The 15,240-nt window shown below is 71.6% G+C and carries 13 protein-coding genes; 5 read left to right on the forward strand and 8 right to left on the reverse strand.

Annotation, left to right across the window (positions count from 1 at the left end; translation table 11 throughout):
- Positions 1-184: 184 nt before the first annotated feature.
- Positions 185-949: a peptidoglycan recognition protein gene (locus OHN19_RS31520; RefSeq protein WP_330269754.1), complete on the forward strand. Its 765-nt coding sequence runs from the start codon at positions 185-187 to the stop codon at positions 947-949.
- 113 nt (positions 950-1,062) lie between these two features.
- Positions 1,063-1,263 carry a hypothetical protein gene (locus OHN19_RS31525; RefSeq protein ID WP_330267454.1) on the forward strand — a complete coding sequence of 67 codons (201 nt, stop codon included), beginning with the start codon at positions 1,063-1,065 and terminating at the stop codon, positions 1,261-1,263.
- Between the two features lie 7 nt (positions 1,264-1,270).
- Here the strand turns inward: OHN19_RS31525 and OHN19_RS31530 are convergent, their stop codons facing one another.
- The 4 genes from OHN19_RS31530 to OHN19_RS31545 form a co-directional block, all read right to left on the reverse strand.
- Positions 1,271-1,789: a DUF4240 domain-containing protein gene (locus OHN19_RS31530; RefSeq protein WP_330269755.1), complete on the reverse strand. Its 519-nt coding sequence runs from the start codon at positions 1,787-1,789 to the stop codon at positions 1,271-1,273.
- A gap of 56 nt (positions 1,790-1,845) precedes the next feature.
- Positions 1,846-2,820 carry a YafY family protein gene (locus OHN19_RS31535; RefSeq protein ID WP_330267455.1) on the reverse strand — a complete coding sequence of 325 codons (975 nt, stop codon included), beginning with the start codon at positions 2,818-2,820 and terminating at the stop codon, positions 1,846-1,848.
- Positions 2,821-2,905: 85 nt separating this feature from the next.
- Positions 2,906-5,608 (reverse strand): pyruvate dehydrogenase (acetyl-transferring), homodimeric type, encoded by a 2,703-nt coding sequence (gene aceE / locus OHN19_RS31540; protein WP_330267456.1) that lies wholly within the window; start codon positions 5,606-5,608, stop codon positions 2,906-2,908.
- A gap of 260 nt (positions 5,609-5,868) precedes the next feature.
- Entirely contained in the window at positions 5,869-6,492 is a 624-nt protein-coding gene (locus OHN19_RS31545) for a GntR family transcriptional regulator (RefSeq protein ID WP_020115869.1), read from the reverse strand.
- Between the two features lie 214 nt (positions 6,493-6,706).
- On the opposite strand from OHN19_RS31545, the gene OHN19_RS31550 reads away from it, so the two are divergent.
- Positions 6,707-7,390 (forward strand): hypothetical protein, encoded by a 684-nt coding sequence (locus tag OHN19_RS31550; protein WP_330267457.1) that lies wholly within the window; start codon positions 6,707-6,709, stop codon positions 7,388-7,390.
- Positions 7,391-7,448: 58 nt separating this feature from the next.
- Here OHN19_RS31550 and sucB read toward each other — a convergent pair whose 3' ends face one another.
- The 3 genes from sucB to OHN19_RS31565 form a co-directional block, all read right to left on the reverse strand.
- Entirely contained in the window at positions 7,449-9,251 is a 1,803-nt protein-coding gene (gene sucB, locus OHN19_RS31555) for a 2-oxoglutarate dehydrogenase, E2 component, dihydrolipoamide succinyltransferase (RefSeq protein WP_330267458.1), read from the reverse strand.
- A gap of 59 nt (positions 9,252-9,310) precedes the next feature.
- Positions 9,311-10,699: a dihydrolipoyl dehydrogenase gene (gene lpdA, locus OHN19_RS31560; RefSeq protein WP_330267459.1), complete on the reverse strand. Its 1,389-nt coding sequence runs from the start codon at positions 10,697-10,699 to the stop codon at positions 9,311-9,313.
- Between the two features lie 378 nt (positions 10,700-11,077).
- On the reverse strand, positions 11,078-12,604 hold the full coding sequence (locus OHN19_RS31565) for a leucyl aminopeptidase (protein ID WP_330267460.1): 1,527 nt from the start codon (positions 12,602-12,604) through the stop codon (positions 11,078-11,080).
- A gap of 174 nt (positions 12,605-12,778) precedes the next feature.
- On the opposite strand from OHN19_RS31565, the gene OHN19_RS31570 reads away from it, so the two are divergent.
- Positions 12,779-13,576: an endo alpha-1,4 polygalactosaminidase gene (locus OHN19_RS31570; protein WP_330267461.1), complete on the forward strand. Its 798-nt coding sequence runs from the start codon at positions 12,779-12,781 to the stop codon at positions 13,574-13,576.
- Between the two features lie 42 nt (positions 13,577-13,618).
- Here OHN19_RS31570 and OHN19_RS31575 read toward each other — a convergent pair whose 3' ends face one another.
- On the reverse strand, positions 13,619-14,401 hold the full coding sequence (locus tag OHN19_RS31575; protein ID WP_330269756.1) for an adenosylcobinamide-GDP ribazoletransferase: 783 nt from the start codon (positions 14,399-14,401) through the stop codon (positions 13,619-13,621).
- 73 nt (positions 14,402-14,474) lie between these two features.
- Between OHN19_RS31575 and OHN19_RS31580 the strand changes: the two genes are divergently transcribed.
- Positions 14,475-15,230 (forward strand): hypothetical protein, encoded by a 756-nt coding sequence (locus OHN19_RS31580; protein WP_330267462.1) that lies wholly within the window; start codon positions 14,475-14,477, stop codon positions 15,228-15,230.
- The last annotated feature ends 10 nt before the right edge of the window (positions 15,231-15,240 follow it).

Genomic DNA, 15,240 nt, shown 5'->3' on the forward strand with positions numbered 1-15,240 from the left:
AGCAGACCCCCCGCCCCCCGCCGAACCCGCACCCCCCGCAGATTCCACGCCCCCCGAGCCCTCGGCCCCTGCCGACCCCCAACCCGCACCCGCAGGCTCCGCAAAGCCCCTGCCTCCCCCCGGCGCCAATGTCTCCGTGTCGGGCGTGGCCCTGTGGTGGCGTGGGTTGCCTCGGGCCCTGCGGATGGGGCTCGTCTGTGTGGTGCCGGGGCTCGTGGGTGTTCTCGTGCTGGTGCTGTGTGTTCGGGGGTTCGGGAGCGATGTGGGCGACAAGGACGCGCACCGCGCTGCCGTGCTGCGGCCCGGTGTCGTCACGTACTCCGCCGGTCGGCCGCACATCGTGCCGCGGGACGTCTGGGCGCGTGGGGACGGTGAGGCGAACGGCACCGCCCGTACCCCACCCGTCCCGCGCTACGACGACAAGGTCGTCGCCGTGTTCGTCCATCACACCGACTCGCCCAACACCTACGACTGCGCCGACGCCCCCCGCATCATCCGCTACCTCGCCGCCGGCCAGACCGGCAACCGCGACTGGGACGACATCGGCTACAACTTCCTCGTGGACCGGTGCGGCACCATCTACGAGGGCCGGGCCGGCGGCGTCGACCGTCCCGTCACCGGCGCCCACACCCAGGGCTTCAACCACCGCACCGCCGGCATCGCCGCCCTCGGCACCTTCACCGCCGGCGTCCCCGTCCCCCGCGCCATGACCGACGCGATCGCCGCCCTGGCCGCCTGGAAGCTCGGTCTGGCCGGAATCGACCCCCGCGCCACCGTCCGGCTGACCTCCAGCAACAGCCTCAGCCGCTACCCCGCCGGCACCACCGTCCGTCTCCCCGCCCTCGCCGGCCACGACGACGGCTACATGACGACCTGCCCCGGCGCCGCCCTCAGGGCACGGCTCCCCGAGATCAGACAGACGGCCGCCCGCCTCCAGGGCCGCCCGTGAGCCCCGGCACGAGACCCGGCACCATGCCTCACAGGAACGCCACAGCCCTCCCGCAGGGCCCTGAGATCTCCGCGCCCTACGGTCGTCCCAGAAGCCGACCGGAGGTGGGGATCATGAGCAGCACCAACAGGAGCAACAAGCGGGTCTGGACCGTCGTCTGCGCGGTCGCGACGGTGGTCCTCGGCCCCGCCGCCGTCACCGCGTCCGCCCTCGACCAGGCCAACGCGGCCCCCCTGCACCACACGGTGAAGGCCGACCAGAGCCAGGCCTACCTCCCGACGGACCCGACCCGGCGCCGCACCACGGCAGCCTGAGCCGCCCTCAACCCCTGAACCGCTCCCACAACTTGGGATACCGCTCCGCCAGCACCCGGTCGTTCTCCAGGTCGACCGGCGCACCCAGCGGCTCGGACGGCGCCGGCGGAATGCCCAGGTCGGGAGCGACCGTCCCGGTGAGCTGCTCGTAGGCCTCGTCGGCCGCGTACCCCAGCTCCTCGCCGTCGCCGTCGATCTCCTCGTCGAAGTCGGCCAGGAGATCGGCGAGCGAGTCGGGATCGTGCACCGCCCCCTCGTACACCTCGCGGCCCTGGCCGATCAGCCAGCACCGGAAGAAGTCGAAGGCGTCGTCGCTCGCCCCGTCCAGCAGGATCCAGGCGGCGCCCCACAGGTCCCAGGTGTACGCGCGGTTGAAGCGGGCCTCGAAGTGACGGGCGAAGTCGAGGACCATGTCCGGGTCCAGCGCGAGGAGCCGGTTCACGAGCAGGTCGGTCTGCTCCTCGGGGTCACCCTCGGCGGCCTCGCGGGTGGCGTCCACCAGCTCCCAGAACTCCGTCTCGTCCATCACGGGTCCAGCATCGGGCCTTCAAGCGCGGGGCGCACGTGGAGTGTGGCGGATTGTTATGTCCCGTACAGGCGGCCCAGCCGTGCCACGTCGTCGACGAAACGCGCCCGCAGGCTCTGCGGCGCCAGCACCTCCACCTCCGGTCCTAGCCCCATGAGCTGCGAGTGGGCCACCTGCTCGGACTCCACGGGCAGGGTCAGGGTCAGCCAGCCGTCCGCGTCCGGGCCGCCCGCGGCCGCCAGTGCCTCCCGGGCGGCGGCGGGATCGACGGCGTACGGCAGTCTCCGCACCCCGTCGGGGGAGAGCCGTACCACCACCTCGGCCCGCAGGATCGACCGCGCGAACTGCTCGGCCCGCTCCGCCCAGAAGCCGGGCAGGTCGAACTCCTCGTCCCGTACGAAACGGTCGGCGCGGGCCTCCACCGCCGTGAACCGGTCGATCCGGTAGACCCGGAAGGAACCGCCCTGCGCGACCCGCGCGCACACGTACCAGACCCCCGCCTTGAGGACGAGTCCGTACGGCTCCAGGTCCCGCTCGACCTCGCGCTCCTGGCCGCGGTAGCGCGCGGTGACCCGTCTGTCGTCCCACACCGCCTCGGCGACGACCGGCAGCAGTTCCGGCGACTTGGGCTCGGTGAACCAGCCCGGCGCGTCGAGGTGGAACCGTTGGGCGGCCGTACGGGAGGCGTCGCTCAGGGAGGGGAGGAGGGCGGCGGACACCTTCAGCCGGGCGGCGGAGGCCGCGTCCTCCAGCCCCATCTCACGCAGCGCCCCCGGCACCCCGGACAGGAACAGCGCCTCGGCCTCACCGCGGGCCAGCCCGGTCAGCCGGGTCCGGTACCCGCCGATCAGCCGGTAGCCGCCGGCCCGCCCCCGGTCGGCGTACACCGGAACCCCCGCCTCCGACAGCGCCTGGGCGTCCCGCGTCACGGTCCGCTCCGACACCTCCAGCTCCCGCGCGAGTTCGGCGGCGGTCATGGAGGGCCGGGACTGGAGCAACAGCACCATCTTGATGAGCCGGGCAGCACGCATACGGCCATGATGCCGGGGCCCACTGACAGCGAAGGGGCACGGCGGTGGCCGTACCCCTTCGTCGAAGGCATGGAAGCCCGGGCGCCTACAGCCCGTACTTCTCCCGCGCTTCCTTCACCGCCGTCGCCTTGACCTCGCCGCGGCGGGCCAGCTGGGCCAGGGCCGCGACGACGACCGACTCGGCGTCGACGCCGAAGTGGCGGCGGGCGTCCTCGCGGGTGTCGGAGAGGCCGAAGCCGTCCGCGCCCAGCGAGGACCAGTCCTGCTCGACCCACTGCGCGATCTGGTCCGGGACCTGGCGCATGTAGTCGGAGACCGCGAGCACCGGGCCCTCGGCGCCGTGCAGCGCCTGGCGGACGTACGGCACCCGCTCCTCGCCGCGCAGCAGGGCCGCGTCGGCGTCCAGCGCGTCACGGCGCAGCTCGGTGAAGGAGGTCGCGGACCACACGTCGGCCGCCACGCCCCACTCCTCGGCCAGCATCCGCTGCGCCTTGAGCACCCAGTGGATCGCGGTGCCGGAGCCCAGCAGCTGGATGCGGGGGGCGTTCGCGACCGGGGACAGGCCCGCGGACTCCGCGGTGTTGAAGCGGTACAGGCCCTTGACGATGCCCTCGTCGATACCGAGCCCGGACGGCTTCGCCGGCTGCGGGAGCGGCTCGTTGTAGACCGTCAGGTAGTAGAAGACGTTCGGGTCCTCACCCGGGGCCGCCTCGCCGTACATGCGGCGCAGGCCGTCCTTCACGATCGCGGCGACCTCGTAGGCGAACGCCGGGTCGTACGTCAGCGCCGCCGGGTTCGTCGCCGCGATCACCGGCGAGTGACCGTCCGCGTGCTGGAGGCCCTCGCCGGTCAGCGTGGTGCGGCCCGCGGTGGCACCCACCAGGAAGCCGCGGCCCAGCTGGTCGCCGAGCTGCCACATCTGGTCGGCCGTGCGCTGCCAGCCGAACATCGAGTAGAAGATGTAGAACGGGATCATCGCCTCGCCGTGCGTCGCGTACGACGTCGAAGCGGCGATGAAGTCGGCCATCGAACCGGCCTCGGTGATCCCCTCGTTGAGGATCTGGCCGTTCTTGGCCTCCTTGTAGTACATCAGCTGGTCGCGGTCGACCGGCTCGTACGTCTGGCCCTTGGGGGAGTAGATGCCCAGGGACGGGAAGAGGCTCTCCATGCCGAAGGTGCGCGCCTCGTCGGGGACGATCGGCACCCAGCGCTTGCCCGTCTCCTTGTCGCGGACCAGGTCCTTGATCAGACGGACGAAGGCCATGGTGGTGGCGACGTTCTGCGAGCCGGAGCCCTTGTCGAAGGAGGCGAACGCCTTCTCGGCGGGGGCGGGCAGCGGGGCCACCGGGTGGACGCGGCGGGCCGGGGCGGGGCCACCGAGGGCGGCCCGGCGCTCCTGGAGGTAGCGGACCTCGGGGGAGTCGGCGCCCGGGTGGCCGTAGGGGACCACGCCCTCGACGAAGTCGCTGTCCTTGATGGGCAGTTCGAGCAGGTCGCGCATGTTCTTGAACTCGTCCACCGAGAGCTTCTTCATCTGGTGGTTGGCGTTCTTCGACGCGAAGCCCTCGCCGAGGGTGTGGCCCTTGACCGTCTGGGCCAGGATCACGGTCGGCGCGCCCTTGAACTCGACGGCGGCCTTGTAGGCGGCGTACACCTTGCGCGCCTCGTGGCCACCGCGCGAGAAGTGGAAGCACTCGAGGATCTTGTCGTCGGACAGCAGCTTCGCCATCTCGACGAGCGCCGGGTCCTTGCCGAAGAAGTCCTGGCGGATGTAGGCCGCGTCGCGCGTCTGGTACGTCTGCACCTGCGCGTCCGGCACCTCGCGGAGCCGTCGTACGAGGGCGCCCGTGGTGTCGAGGCGGAACAGCTCGTCCCAGGCGTTGCCCCACAGCGTCTTGATGACGTTCCAGCCGGCGCCGCGGAACTGGGCCTCCAGCTCCTGCACGATCTTGAAGTTCGCGCGGACCGGGCCGTCGAGGCGCTGGAGGTTGCAGTTGATGACGAAGGTCAGGTTGTCCAGACCCTCGCGGGAGGCGAGCGCGAGGGCCGCCGTGGACTCCGGCTCGTCCATCTCGCCGTCGCCGAGGAAGGCCCAGACGTGGGACGCGGAGACGTCCTTGATGCCGCGGTTGGTCAGGTAGCGGTTGAAGCGCGCCTGGTAGATCGCGGAGAGCGGGCCGAGACCCATGGAGACCGTCGGGAACTCCCACAGCCAGGGCAGGCGGCGGGGGTGCGGGTACGACGGGAGGCCGTCGCCGCCGGACTCGCGGCGGAAGTGGTCGAGGTGGTGCTCGTCCAGCCGGCCGTCGAGGAAGGCGCGGGCGTAGATGCCGGGGGAGGCGTGGCCCTGGATGTAGAGCTGGTCGCCGGACCCGTCGGCCTCCTTGCCCTTGAAGAAGTGGTTGAAGCCCGTCTCGTAGAGCCAGGCCGCGGAGGCGAAGGTGGCGATGTGGCCGCCGACGCCGTATTTGGAGCCGCGGGTGACCATCGCGGCCGCGTTCCAGCGGTTCCACGCGGTGATGCGGGCCTCCATCGCCGGGTCACCGGGCAGGTCCGGCTCGGCGGCGGTGGGGATGGTGTTGACGTAGTCCGTCTCGAGGAGCTTCGGCAGCGCGATGCCGTTGCCCTCCGCCCTCTCCAGCGTGCGGCGCATCAGGTACGCGGCGCGGTGCGGGCCGGCCGCCTTGGTGACCGCGTCCAGGGAGGCCTGCCATTCGGCGGTCTCCTCGGGGTCCCGGTCGGGGAGCTGGTCGAGCTCGCTGGGCTGGATGGCGTTGGGGTCGGTCATGTCGCCGCCTTCCTCAGTCGAAGGGGGGTGCCCTTGTGTCTTTGGCAGGACAGGGCAGTGGGGCCTCGGTGCTGTGACACCCACGGCTTCCGCCGCGCGGCCCGTCGGCGACTCTAACTCCCTGATCGATGATCGATCAAAGGGTTCGGGGTAAAACTTCTCGATCTCGAGAAAGTAGGCACGGGGTGCCTTCGACGGAGACACCGGGTGCCTTGCTTTCCCAGGGTTTCCGCAGGTGAGCGTGGGTGTGCTCGGCTGTGTCAGGCCCGCGGAGCGCACCCCAGGACATGCGCCTTCACGATCTCCGGGATCCGCGGGTCCCGGCGCTTGAAGGCCGCCACCAGCTCCTCGTGCTCCTCCGCGTACGACTGCTGAACCGTCCCCAGCCAGCGGATCGACAGGGCCGTGAAGACCTCGATGCCGAGCCCTTCCCAGGTGTGCAGCAGCACCGAGTTGCCCGCCGCCCGGACCAGTTCGCGGTGGAAGCCCACCGTGTGCCGCACCTGCCCGGTGCCGTCCGAGTCCCGGTCGGCCTCGTACAGCGCGGCGACATGAGGCTCCAGCGCCGAGCAGTCCTGCGCCAGCCGCTCCGCCGCCAGCTCCGCCGCGATCGCCTCCAGCCCTGCCCGGACCGGGTAGCTCTCCTCCAGGTCGGCCGCCGTCAGGTTGCGCACCCGCACGCCCTTGTTCGGCGCCGACTCGATCAGCCGCAGCGACTCCAGCTCGCGCAGCGCCTCCCGCACCGGCGTCTGGCTGACCTCCAGCTCGGTCGCGATCCGGCGTTCCACGATCCGCTCGCCCGGCTGCCAGCGCCCGCTGACGATCCCCTCCACGATGTGCTCGCGGATCTGTTCGCGCAGCGAGTGGACGACGGGCGCGGTCATGAGAGCTCCTTAAGGGCGTTTGACGTAAAGACAATAAGGCCGAGGGCCCGTCCGGGAGGGGCGCACGGGGGCGCTTTCATGCAGGTGAGACGAGGCTTACACGCTCCCAGCCGCACGACTTCTGTCAAGACACGGAACCCCACGGCTTTCCCGGTGTGTCGCGTTGGTCAGGGGTTCCCACGCGGGGCGCCCCTTCGCACCACAGGGGGACGGCATGCACATCGGGGGACGACGGGGACTGGCCGTGGCGGCGGTGATCGGCGCGATCGTCGCCGTGGCGGGCTGCGGGCAGCCGGCCGCACGGGCGACGGCGGAGCCGGCACCGAGCAGCGCGGAGCCGGCACCGAGCAGCTCGCGAGCGATCACGGGGATGGCGGGCGCGGCCGGCGGCACCGGCGCGGCCTGTGTCTTCGTCAAGCCGGACGGGGCACAGAAGTTCGGGCACGTCGGCTGGGGCTTCAAGGTCCCGGGCACCGGCCGCTGGGTCTACGGCGCCGTCGAGAACCCCAGCGGCAAGCTGTACACCCCGCCGGGCGGCGACATCGGGGCCTGGCACGCGCAGGGGTCGTACGACCGCATGCTCAGCGAGATGTCCACCGACGCCCACTATCCCGGCACGTCCGAGCACCCTTACAGCCGCTACCGCTGCACGAAGTCCTCCACGCACGACGTGAGCGGCGCCCGCGCCATGATCCGTACGGTCGAGGCGCGCGGGTTCCTCGTCGGCGTGGACCCGAGGACCGGGAAGCTCACTTCACGCGACTGCCTGGACGCGACGTACGACGTCCTGAAGGCGTACCGGACGAAGCACCTCACGCCCGCGCCCAGGCTGTCCATCCCCAACGTGTGGGTGGAGGAGCTGTGGGGCTGGTCGGACCGGCAGCTCACGCCCCGGTGAGAACACGCCGGTGCCCCCGCCCGGAAACCGGACGGGGGCACCGTACGAGCGACGTGCCTTACAGGCCGAGCTCGACCTCGAACTCGCCCGCCTCCAGGATCGCCTTGACCGCGGTCAGGTAACGGGCCGCGTCGGCGCCGTCCACCAGACGGTGGTCGTAGGAGAGGGTCAGGTAGGTCATGTCGCGGACGCCGATGACCGTGCCCTCCTCGGTCTCGATGACCGCCGGCCGCTTGACCGTGGCACCGATGCCGAGGATCGCGACCTGGCCCGGCGGCACGATGATCGTGTCGAAGAGCGCACCGCGCGAACCGGTGTTGGAGATGGTGAAGGTCGCGCCGGACAGCTCGTCGGGCGTGATCTTGTTGGCGCGGACCTTGCCGGCGAGGTCCGCCGTGGCCTTCGCGATGCCGGCGATGTTGAGGTCGCCCGCGTGCTTGATGACCGGGGTCATCAGGCCCTTCTCGGAATCCACCGCGATACCGATGTTCTCGGTGTCGAAGTAGGTGATCGTGCCTTCGCCCTCGTTGATCTTGGCGTTGATCGGCGCGTGCGCCTTCAGCGCCTGAGCCGCGGCCTTGACGAAGAACGGCATCGGGGAGAGCTTGACGCCCTCACGGGCCGCGAACGCGTCCTTGGCGCGGGCGCGCAGCTTCATCAGACGGGTGACGTCGACCTCGACGACCGAGGACAGCTGCGCCTGCTCGTGCAGCGCCTTGACCATGTTGTCGCCGATGACCTTGCGGATGCGCGGCATCTTGACGGTCTGGCCACGGAGGGGGGAGGCCTCCAGGGACGGCGCCTTCTTGGCGGCGGGGGCCGGAGCGGCAGCGGCCGCGGGGGCCGGAGCAGCGGCGGCGGCCTTCGCGGCCTCGGCGGCGGCGACGACGTCCTGCTTGCGGATACGACCGCCGACGCCGGTGCCCTTGACGCTCGCCAGGTCGACGCCGTTCTCGGCGGCGAGCTTGCGGACCAGCGGGGTCACGTAGGCGCCGTCGTCACCGGAGGTCGCGGCGGGGGCCGGGGCCGGGGTGACGGGAGCCGGAGCGGCCGGCGCGGGCGCCGGGGCGGGGGCAGCGGCCTGGACCGGAGCCGGAGCCGGAGCCGGAGCCGGAGCCGGCGCGGGGGCCGGGGCGGGCGCCGGAGCCGCGGGGGCGGGAGCCGGGGCGGGCGCGGGAGCTTCGGCAGCGGGCGCCGGGGCCGGGGCGGCGGGGGCCGGGGCAGCGGCCGGAGCCGCGCCCGGGGCGCCGATGACGGCGAGCTTGGCGCCGACCTCGGCGGTCTCGTCCTCGCCGACCACGATCTCCAGCAGCACACCGGCGGCGGGGGAGGGGATCTCGGTGTCGACCTTGTCGGTGGAGACCTCGAGCAGGGGCTCGTCCTCCGCGACCTCCTCGCCGACCTCCTTCAGCCACCGGGTCACGGTGCCCTCGGTGACGGACTCGCCGAGCGCGGGCAGGACGACGTCCGTGCCCTCGGCGGAGCCGCCGCCGGAAGCGGCCTCGGCGGTGGGAGCGGGCGCCGGGGCGGCCTGCTCGGTGGACGGAGCGGCCGCGGCCGGCTCCGGGGCGGGCTCGGCGACCGGCTCGGCGGCCGGGGCCGGAGCGGCCGCGGGGGCGCCGGTGCCGTCGTCGATCACGGCCAGCTCGGCGCCGACCTCGACCGTCTCGTCCTCGGCGACCTTGATGGAGGCCAGGACGCCGGCGGCGGGGGAGGGGATCTCGGTGTCGACCTTGTCGGTCGAGACCTCGAGCAGCGGCTCGTCGGCCTCTACGCGCTCACCCTCGGCCTTCAGCCAGCGGGTGACGGTGCCCTCGGTGACGCTCTCGCCGAGCGCCGGAAGGGTTACGGAAACCGCCATGGTTTCGGTTGCTCCTTACGAATTGCGGAAGTCTGTGTCGTCGCTTCGTCGACCGAGGGTCAGTCGTGCGCGTGCAGCGGCTTGCCCGCGAGGGCCAGGTGCGCTTCGCCGAGCGCCTCGTTCTGCGTCGGGTGGGCGTGGATGAGCTGGGCGACCTCGGCCGGCAGCGCTTCCCAGTTGTAGATCAGCTGGGCCTCGCCGACCTGCTCGCCCATGCGGTCGCCGACCATGTGGACGCCGACCACGGCACCGTCCTTCACCTGGACGAGCTTGATCTCGCCCGCGGTGTTGAGGATCTTGCTCCTGCCGTTGCCCGCCAGGTTGTACTTCAGAGCGACGACCTTGTCCGCGCCGTAGATCTCCTTGGCCTTGGCCTCGGTGATGCCCACGGAGGCGACCTCGGGGTGGCAGTACGTCACCCGCGGGACACCGTCGTAGTCGATCGGAACGGTCTTGAGACCGGCCAGACGCTCCGCCACCAGGATGCCCTCGGCGAAGCCGACGTGCGCGAGCTGGAGCGTCGGGACCAGGTCACCGACGGCGGAGATGGTCGGGACGTTGGTGCGCATGTACTCGTCGACCAGGACGTAGCCGCGGTCCATCGCGACGCCCTGCTCCTCGTAGCCGAGACCGGCGGAGACGGGCCCGCGGCCGACGGCCACCAGCAGCAGCTCGGCCTCGAACTCCTTGCCGTCGGCGAGGGTGACCTTGACACCGTCCTGGGTGTACTCGGCCTTCTGGAAGAAGGTGCCCAGGTTGAACTTGATCCCGCGCTTGCGGAACGCGCGCTCAAGAAGCTTGGAGGAGTTCTCGTCCTCGAGGGGGGCGAGGTGCTTGAGGCCCTCGATGATGGTGATGTCGGTCCCGAAGGACTTCCAGGCGGAGGCGAACTCGACGCCGATGACACCGCCGCCGAGGACGATCGCGGACTTCGGCACCCGGTCGAGGACGAGGGCGTGGTCCGAGGAGATGATGCGGTTGCCGTCGATCTCCAGGCCCGGCAGCGACTTCGGCACGGAGCCGGTCGCGAGCAGGATGTGGCGGCCCTGGATGCGCCGGCCGTTCACGTCGACGGAGGTCGGGGAGGAGAGCCGCCCCTCACCCTCGATGTAGGTGACCTTCCGGGAGGCGACGAGCCCCTGGAGGCCCTTGTACAGACCGGCGATCACGCCGTCCTTGTACTTGTGCACCCCGGCGATGTCGATGCCCTCGAAGGTGGTCTTCACACCGAACTGCTCGCTCTCGCGGGCCTGGTCGGCGATCTCGCCCGCGTGCAGCAGGGCCTTGGTGGGGATGCACCCTCGGTGCAGGCAGGTGCCGCCGACCTTGTCCTTCTCGATCAGGGCGACGTCCAGGCCCAGCTGCGCCCCGCGCAGGGCCGCGGCGTAACCGCCACTACCACCGCCGAGGATCACTAGGTCGAAAACGGTGCTGGCGTCGTTCGCCACGTCACGTCCTCCATGCATGTGCGCCACGCCGGTCAGCGGTGACCGGTCGGCGGCTGGTGTCCGGCCGCTCTTTCTTCGGCCCTGTGGTGGGGGCCCTGTCCTGCCGAGCCCCATCTTCGCACTTGTCAGCACCGAACGAGACGCCGGGCCGGGGTGTGAGACACCACACGCTCACATGAGAAGGACAGCTCCGGTGAGACACCCAGGGGCGCGGGGCTGTATCGATCTGCGGCTCCGCCGCGCGGGCGCGACCGGCTCCACGCTCACAGGTGGACGGAGGCCGAGGTGAGACACCCAGGGGCGCGGGGAACTGCGCGACGAGCCACAACCGGCCCGCAGTCGCCCACGCCCCTCGAGAGCCGAGCTGTCAGGCGAGCATCAGCCCAGGTCACCCGAGGCAGTCAACTCGGCCAGCCGCACCAGCGTACGCACGGCAGACCCCGTCCCACCCTTGGGCGTGTACCCGAACGGCCCGCCGTCGTTGAAGGCCGGCCCCGCGATGTCGAGGTGCGCCCAGGAGATCCCCTCGCCCACGAACTCCCGCAGGAACAGCCCCGCGACCAGCCCGCCACCCATCCGCTCACCCATGTTCGCGATGTCGGCGGTCGGGGAGTCCATCCCCTTGCGCAGGTGCTCCGGCAACGGCATCGGCCACGCCGGCTCACCGACCTCCTCCGCGGCCTCGTACACCGCCGTACGGAAGGCGTCGTCATTGGCCATGATCCCGAACGTGCGGCTGCCCAGCGCGAGCATCATCGCCCCGGTCAGCGTCGCCACGTCCACGATCGCGTCCGGCTTCTCCGCCGACGCCGCCCACAGCGCGTCCGCGAGCACCAGCCGGCCCTCGGCGTCGGTGTTGAGCACCTCCACCGTCTTGCCGCTGTACATCCGCAGCACGTCACCCGGCCGCGTCGCCGACCCCGACGGCATGTTCTCGGCCAGCGCCAGCCACCCGGTCACATTGACCTCGAGACCCAGCCGCGCCGCCGAGACCACGGCCGCGAAGACCGCCGCCGCCCCGCTCATGTCGCACTTCATCGTCTCGTTGTGACCGGCCGGCTTCAGCGAGATGCCGCCCGAGTCGTAGGTGATCCCCTTGCCGACCAGCGCGAGGTGCTTCTTCGCCTTCGACGAGGTGTACGACAGCTTCACCAGCCGCGGCCCCGACGCCGACCCCGCGCCGACGCCGAGGATGCCGCCGTAGCCGCCCTTCTCCAGGGCCTTCACGTCGAGCACCTGCACCTTGAGCCCGTGCTCCTTGCCCGCCGCCTGCACGATCGCGGCGAAGGCCTCGGGGTTCAGGTCGTTCGGCGGCATGTTGATGAGGTCGCGGGCCCGGTTGAGCTCCTCGGAGACCGCGACGGCGCGGGCCAGCGCGGCCTTGTACGCGGCGTCCCGCGGCTTGCCGCCCAGCAGCGCGGCCTCGGCCAGCGGAGCCTTGGCGTTCTTCGCCCTGGGGTCCTTGCCGCTCTCCTTGTAGGCGTCGAAGGAGTACGCGCCGAGCAGCACGCCCTCGGCGACCGCGCCGAGGTCGGCGGCGTCACCCAGCGGCAGCGCGAACACGGCCTTCTTCGAACCCGTCAGCGTGCGGGCGGCGACACCGGCGGCCTTGCGCAGCGCCTCCGCGGCGAACGAGGAGTCCTTCTCGGGCTCGGCGCCCAGGCCGACCGCCACCACGAGCGGGGCCTTGAGGCCGGAGGGCGAGGGCAGCTTCGTCACCTCGCCCTCGGCGCCGGAGGCACCGAGGGTCTCCAGGACGCCGGCGAGCTTGCCGTCGTAGGCCTTGTCCACGGATTCGGCGCCCGGCGCCACGACCGGGCCCTTCGCGCCCTTGGCGACACCGATCACGATCGCGTCGGCCCGCAGGCCGGGCGCCGCGGAGGTGCTGAGAGTCAGAGCAGTCACGGTGGTGAATTCTCGCTTCCGATGTGAAGTTCGCATGAGTCGAGCGGGTGGGTCGACCGGGCCCGACGGCCGACCCTATTTCGTGTCCGAACACGGGTCCCGATCGGGGCCTTCACCCCTGTCGGCGACCACCCGGGAAGAGCCTACGCTCGGGTCGGCCGCCGATCGTTCCGCATGCCCTGGAGCCACTCCTTGAAGCGCCCTTTCCTGCTCGTCGCCCTGCTCCTCCTGACAGCGGGCTGCTCGACCGCCTCCGACACCGGGTCCGGTGACGCCCGTTGGCGGCCCCGCCCCGGAACCGCCTGGCAGTGGCAGCTGACCGGCCGGATCGACACCTCCGTCGACGTGCCGGTCTACGACATCGACGGCTTCGACCAGTCCGGGGCGGTGGTGTCCGCCCTGCACGACAAGGGCCGCAAGGTCATCTGCTACCTGTCCACCGGCGCCTGGGAGGACTGGCGGCCCGACGCCGGGAAGTTCCCCAGGTCGGTGATCGGGCGCGGCAACGGCTGGGAGGGCGAACGCTGGCTCGACATCCGTGCCACGGACGTCCTCGAACCCCTGATGGCGGACCGCCTCGACATGTGCCGCGACAAGGGCTTCGACGCGGTGGAGCCGGACAACATGGACGGCTACAGGAACCGCACGGGCTTCCAGCTCACGGCGGCCGACCAGCTGCGCTACAACCGGCTGATCGCGAGGCTGGCCCACGAGCGGGGCATGGCGGTCGGGTTGAAGAACGACCTCGACCAGATACCCGACCTGGTCGGGGACTTCGACTTCGCGGTCAACGAACAGTGCGCGCAGTACGACGAGTGCGGGGACATGAAGCCGTTCATCGCGGCGGACAAGGCGGTCTTCCACGTCGAGTACGAACTGCCCACCAGCCGCTTCTGCGCCGAGTCCCGGCGCCTGAAGCTGAGTTCGATGCTGAAGAAGTACGAGCTGGGGGTGTGGCGCGAGGCCTGTTAGAAGGTCATCGAGTCGACTGGAACGTCGTCATCGAGTCGTGGACTAGAAGGTCATCGAGAGGATCACCAGCGCCGCCGTCGTCGCCGTCTCCGCCAGCCCGCCGAACACATCGCCGGTCACCCCGCCGAAGCGGCGGGTGCAGTGCCGCAGCAGGAGTTCGGCGGCTGCCACGGCGGCGGCGACCGCGAGGACCGTGCGGACGACGTCGTACGACCCGAAGAGCGCGCCCGCTCCGGCCGCCCCCAGCGTCACCGCGGCGGCCACCAGTGCGGCGCCGCGGAGCGGGACCACTCCCGCCACAGCCGCTCCCAGGCCCTCGGGACGGGCCGCCGGGACGCCGGTGCGCGCGGCCAGGGTCAGGGCCAGGCGGGCCGCCGTCGCCGAGACCACGGCGGCGACCGCGCCCCGGGCCCAGGAGTCGCCGTACACCTGGGTCAGCGCCGCGGTCTGGGCGAGCAGGACGAGGACGAGGGTGATCACGCCGAACGGGCCGATGTCGGACTGCTTCATGATCCGCAGGGCGTCCTCGGCCGGCTTGCCGCTGCCCAGGCCGTCGGCCGTGTCCGCGAGGCCGTCGAGGTGCAGGCCCCGGGTGAGGACCGCCGGCACGGCCACCGTGGCGACCGCGGCGAGCGGTTCGGAGGCGCCGAGGAACAGCAGCAGCAGGCCCAGGGCGGCCGAGATGCCGCCCAGGACCAGTCCGACCAGCGGAGCGCACAGCATGCCGCCGCGTGCCGTCTCGCGGTCCCAGCGGGTCACCTTCACGGGGAGCACGCTGAGCGTGCCGAAGGCGAAGCGGAGGCCGTCGGTGGGCGGCGGGGTCATGGACACGTCCGCAGGGTAGCCCGGACGCCGCAGTGGCAGCGCGGGCCGCCCGCGGTCCCGTGAGACTGGGGCCATGGGCCACTGGCTGCACCGCAACATCGTCGAACCCGGCAAGCTGCCGCTGCTGCTCGCGTTGACCGCGTTCGTGCTGACCTTCCTGATCACCCGGTGCGTGACCCGGCTCATCCGGGCGGGCAAGGGGCCCTTCGGCAACATCAGCACCGGCGGGGTGCACATCCACCACGTGGTGCCCGGTGTCGTGCTGTCCGTGGTCGGTGGGTTCGGCGCGGTCGCGAGCGGGCGGCACGGCTTCGGGGCGGCGCTGTGCGCGGTCGTGTTCGGGATCGGCGCGGGGCTCGTGCTGGACGAGTTCGCGCTGATCCTGCACCTCGACGACGTCTACTGGAGCGAGGAGGGCCGCAAGAGCGTCGAGGTGGTCGTCCTCACCGCGGCTCTCGTCGGGCTCGTGCTCGCCGGGTTCTCGCCGTTCGGCGTCAACGACGTGACGCAGGACGAGGCGCAGGACCGCGGCGGAGTCATCTCCAGCGTGGTGCTCAACTTCCTCTTCGCGATGGTCGTCCTGCTCAAGGGCAAGACCCGGATGGCGATCTTCAGCGTGATCGTCCCGCTGGTGGGCCTCATCGGACTGATCCGCCTGGCCCGTCCCAACTCCCCTTATGCCCGGCGCTTCTACCGCCACCGCCCGCGCGCCAGGGCCCGCGCCCTGCTCCGCGCCTACCGCCGCGACAAGCGCTGGTCGGGCCCCCGCCGAAAATTCCAGGACCTCCTCGGAGGCAAACCGGACCCGGTACGGCCCCTGGACCCCTGACCCCCGCCGA

Origin of the sequence: Streptomyces griseorubiginosus (assembly GCF_036345115.1) — a bacterium.
In the GTDB taxonomy this organism is placed as follows: domain Bacteria; phylum Actinomycetota; class Actinomycetes; order Streptomycetales; family Streptomycetaceae; genus Streptomyces; species Streptomyces griseorubiginosus_C.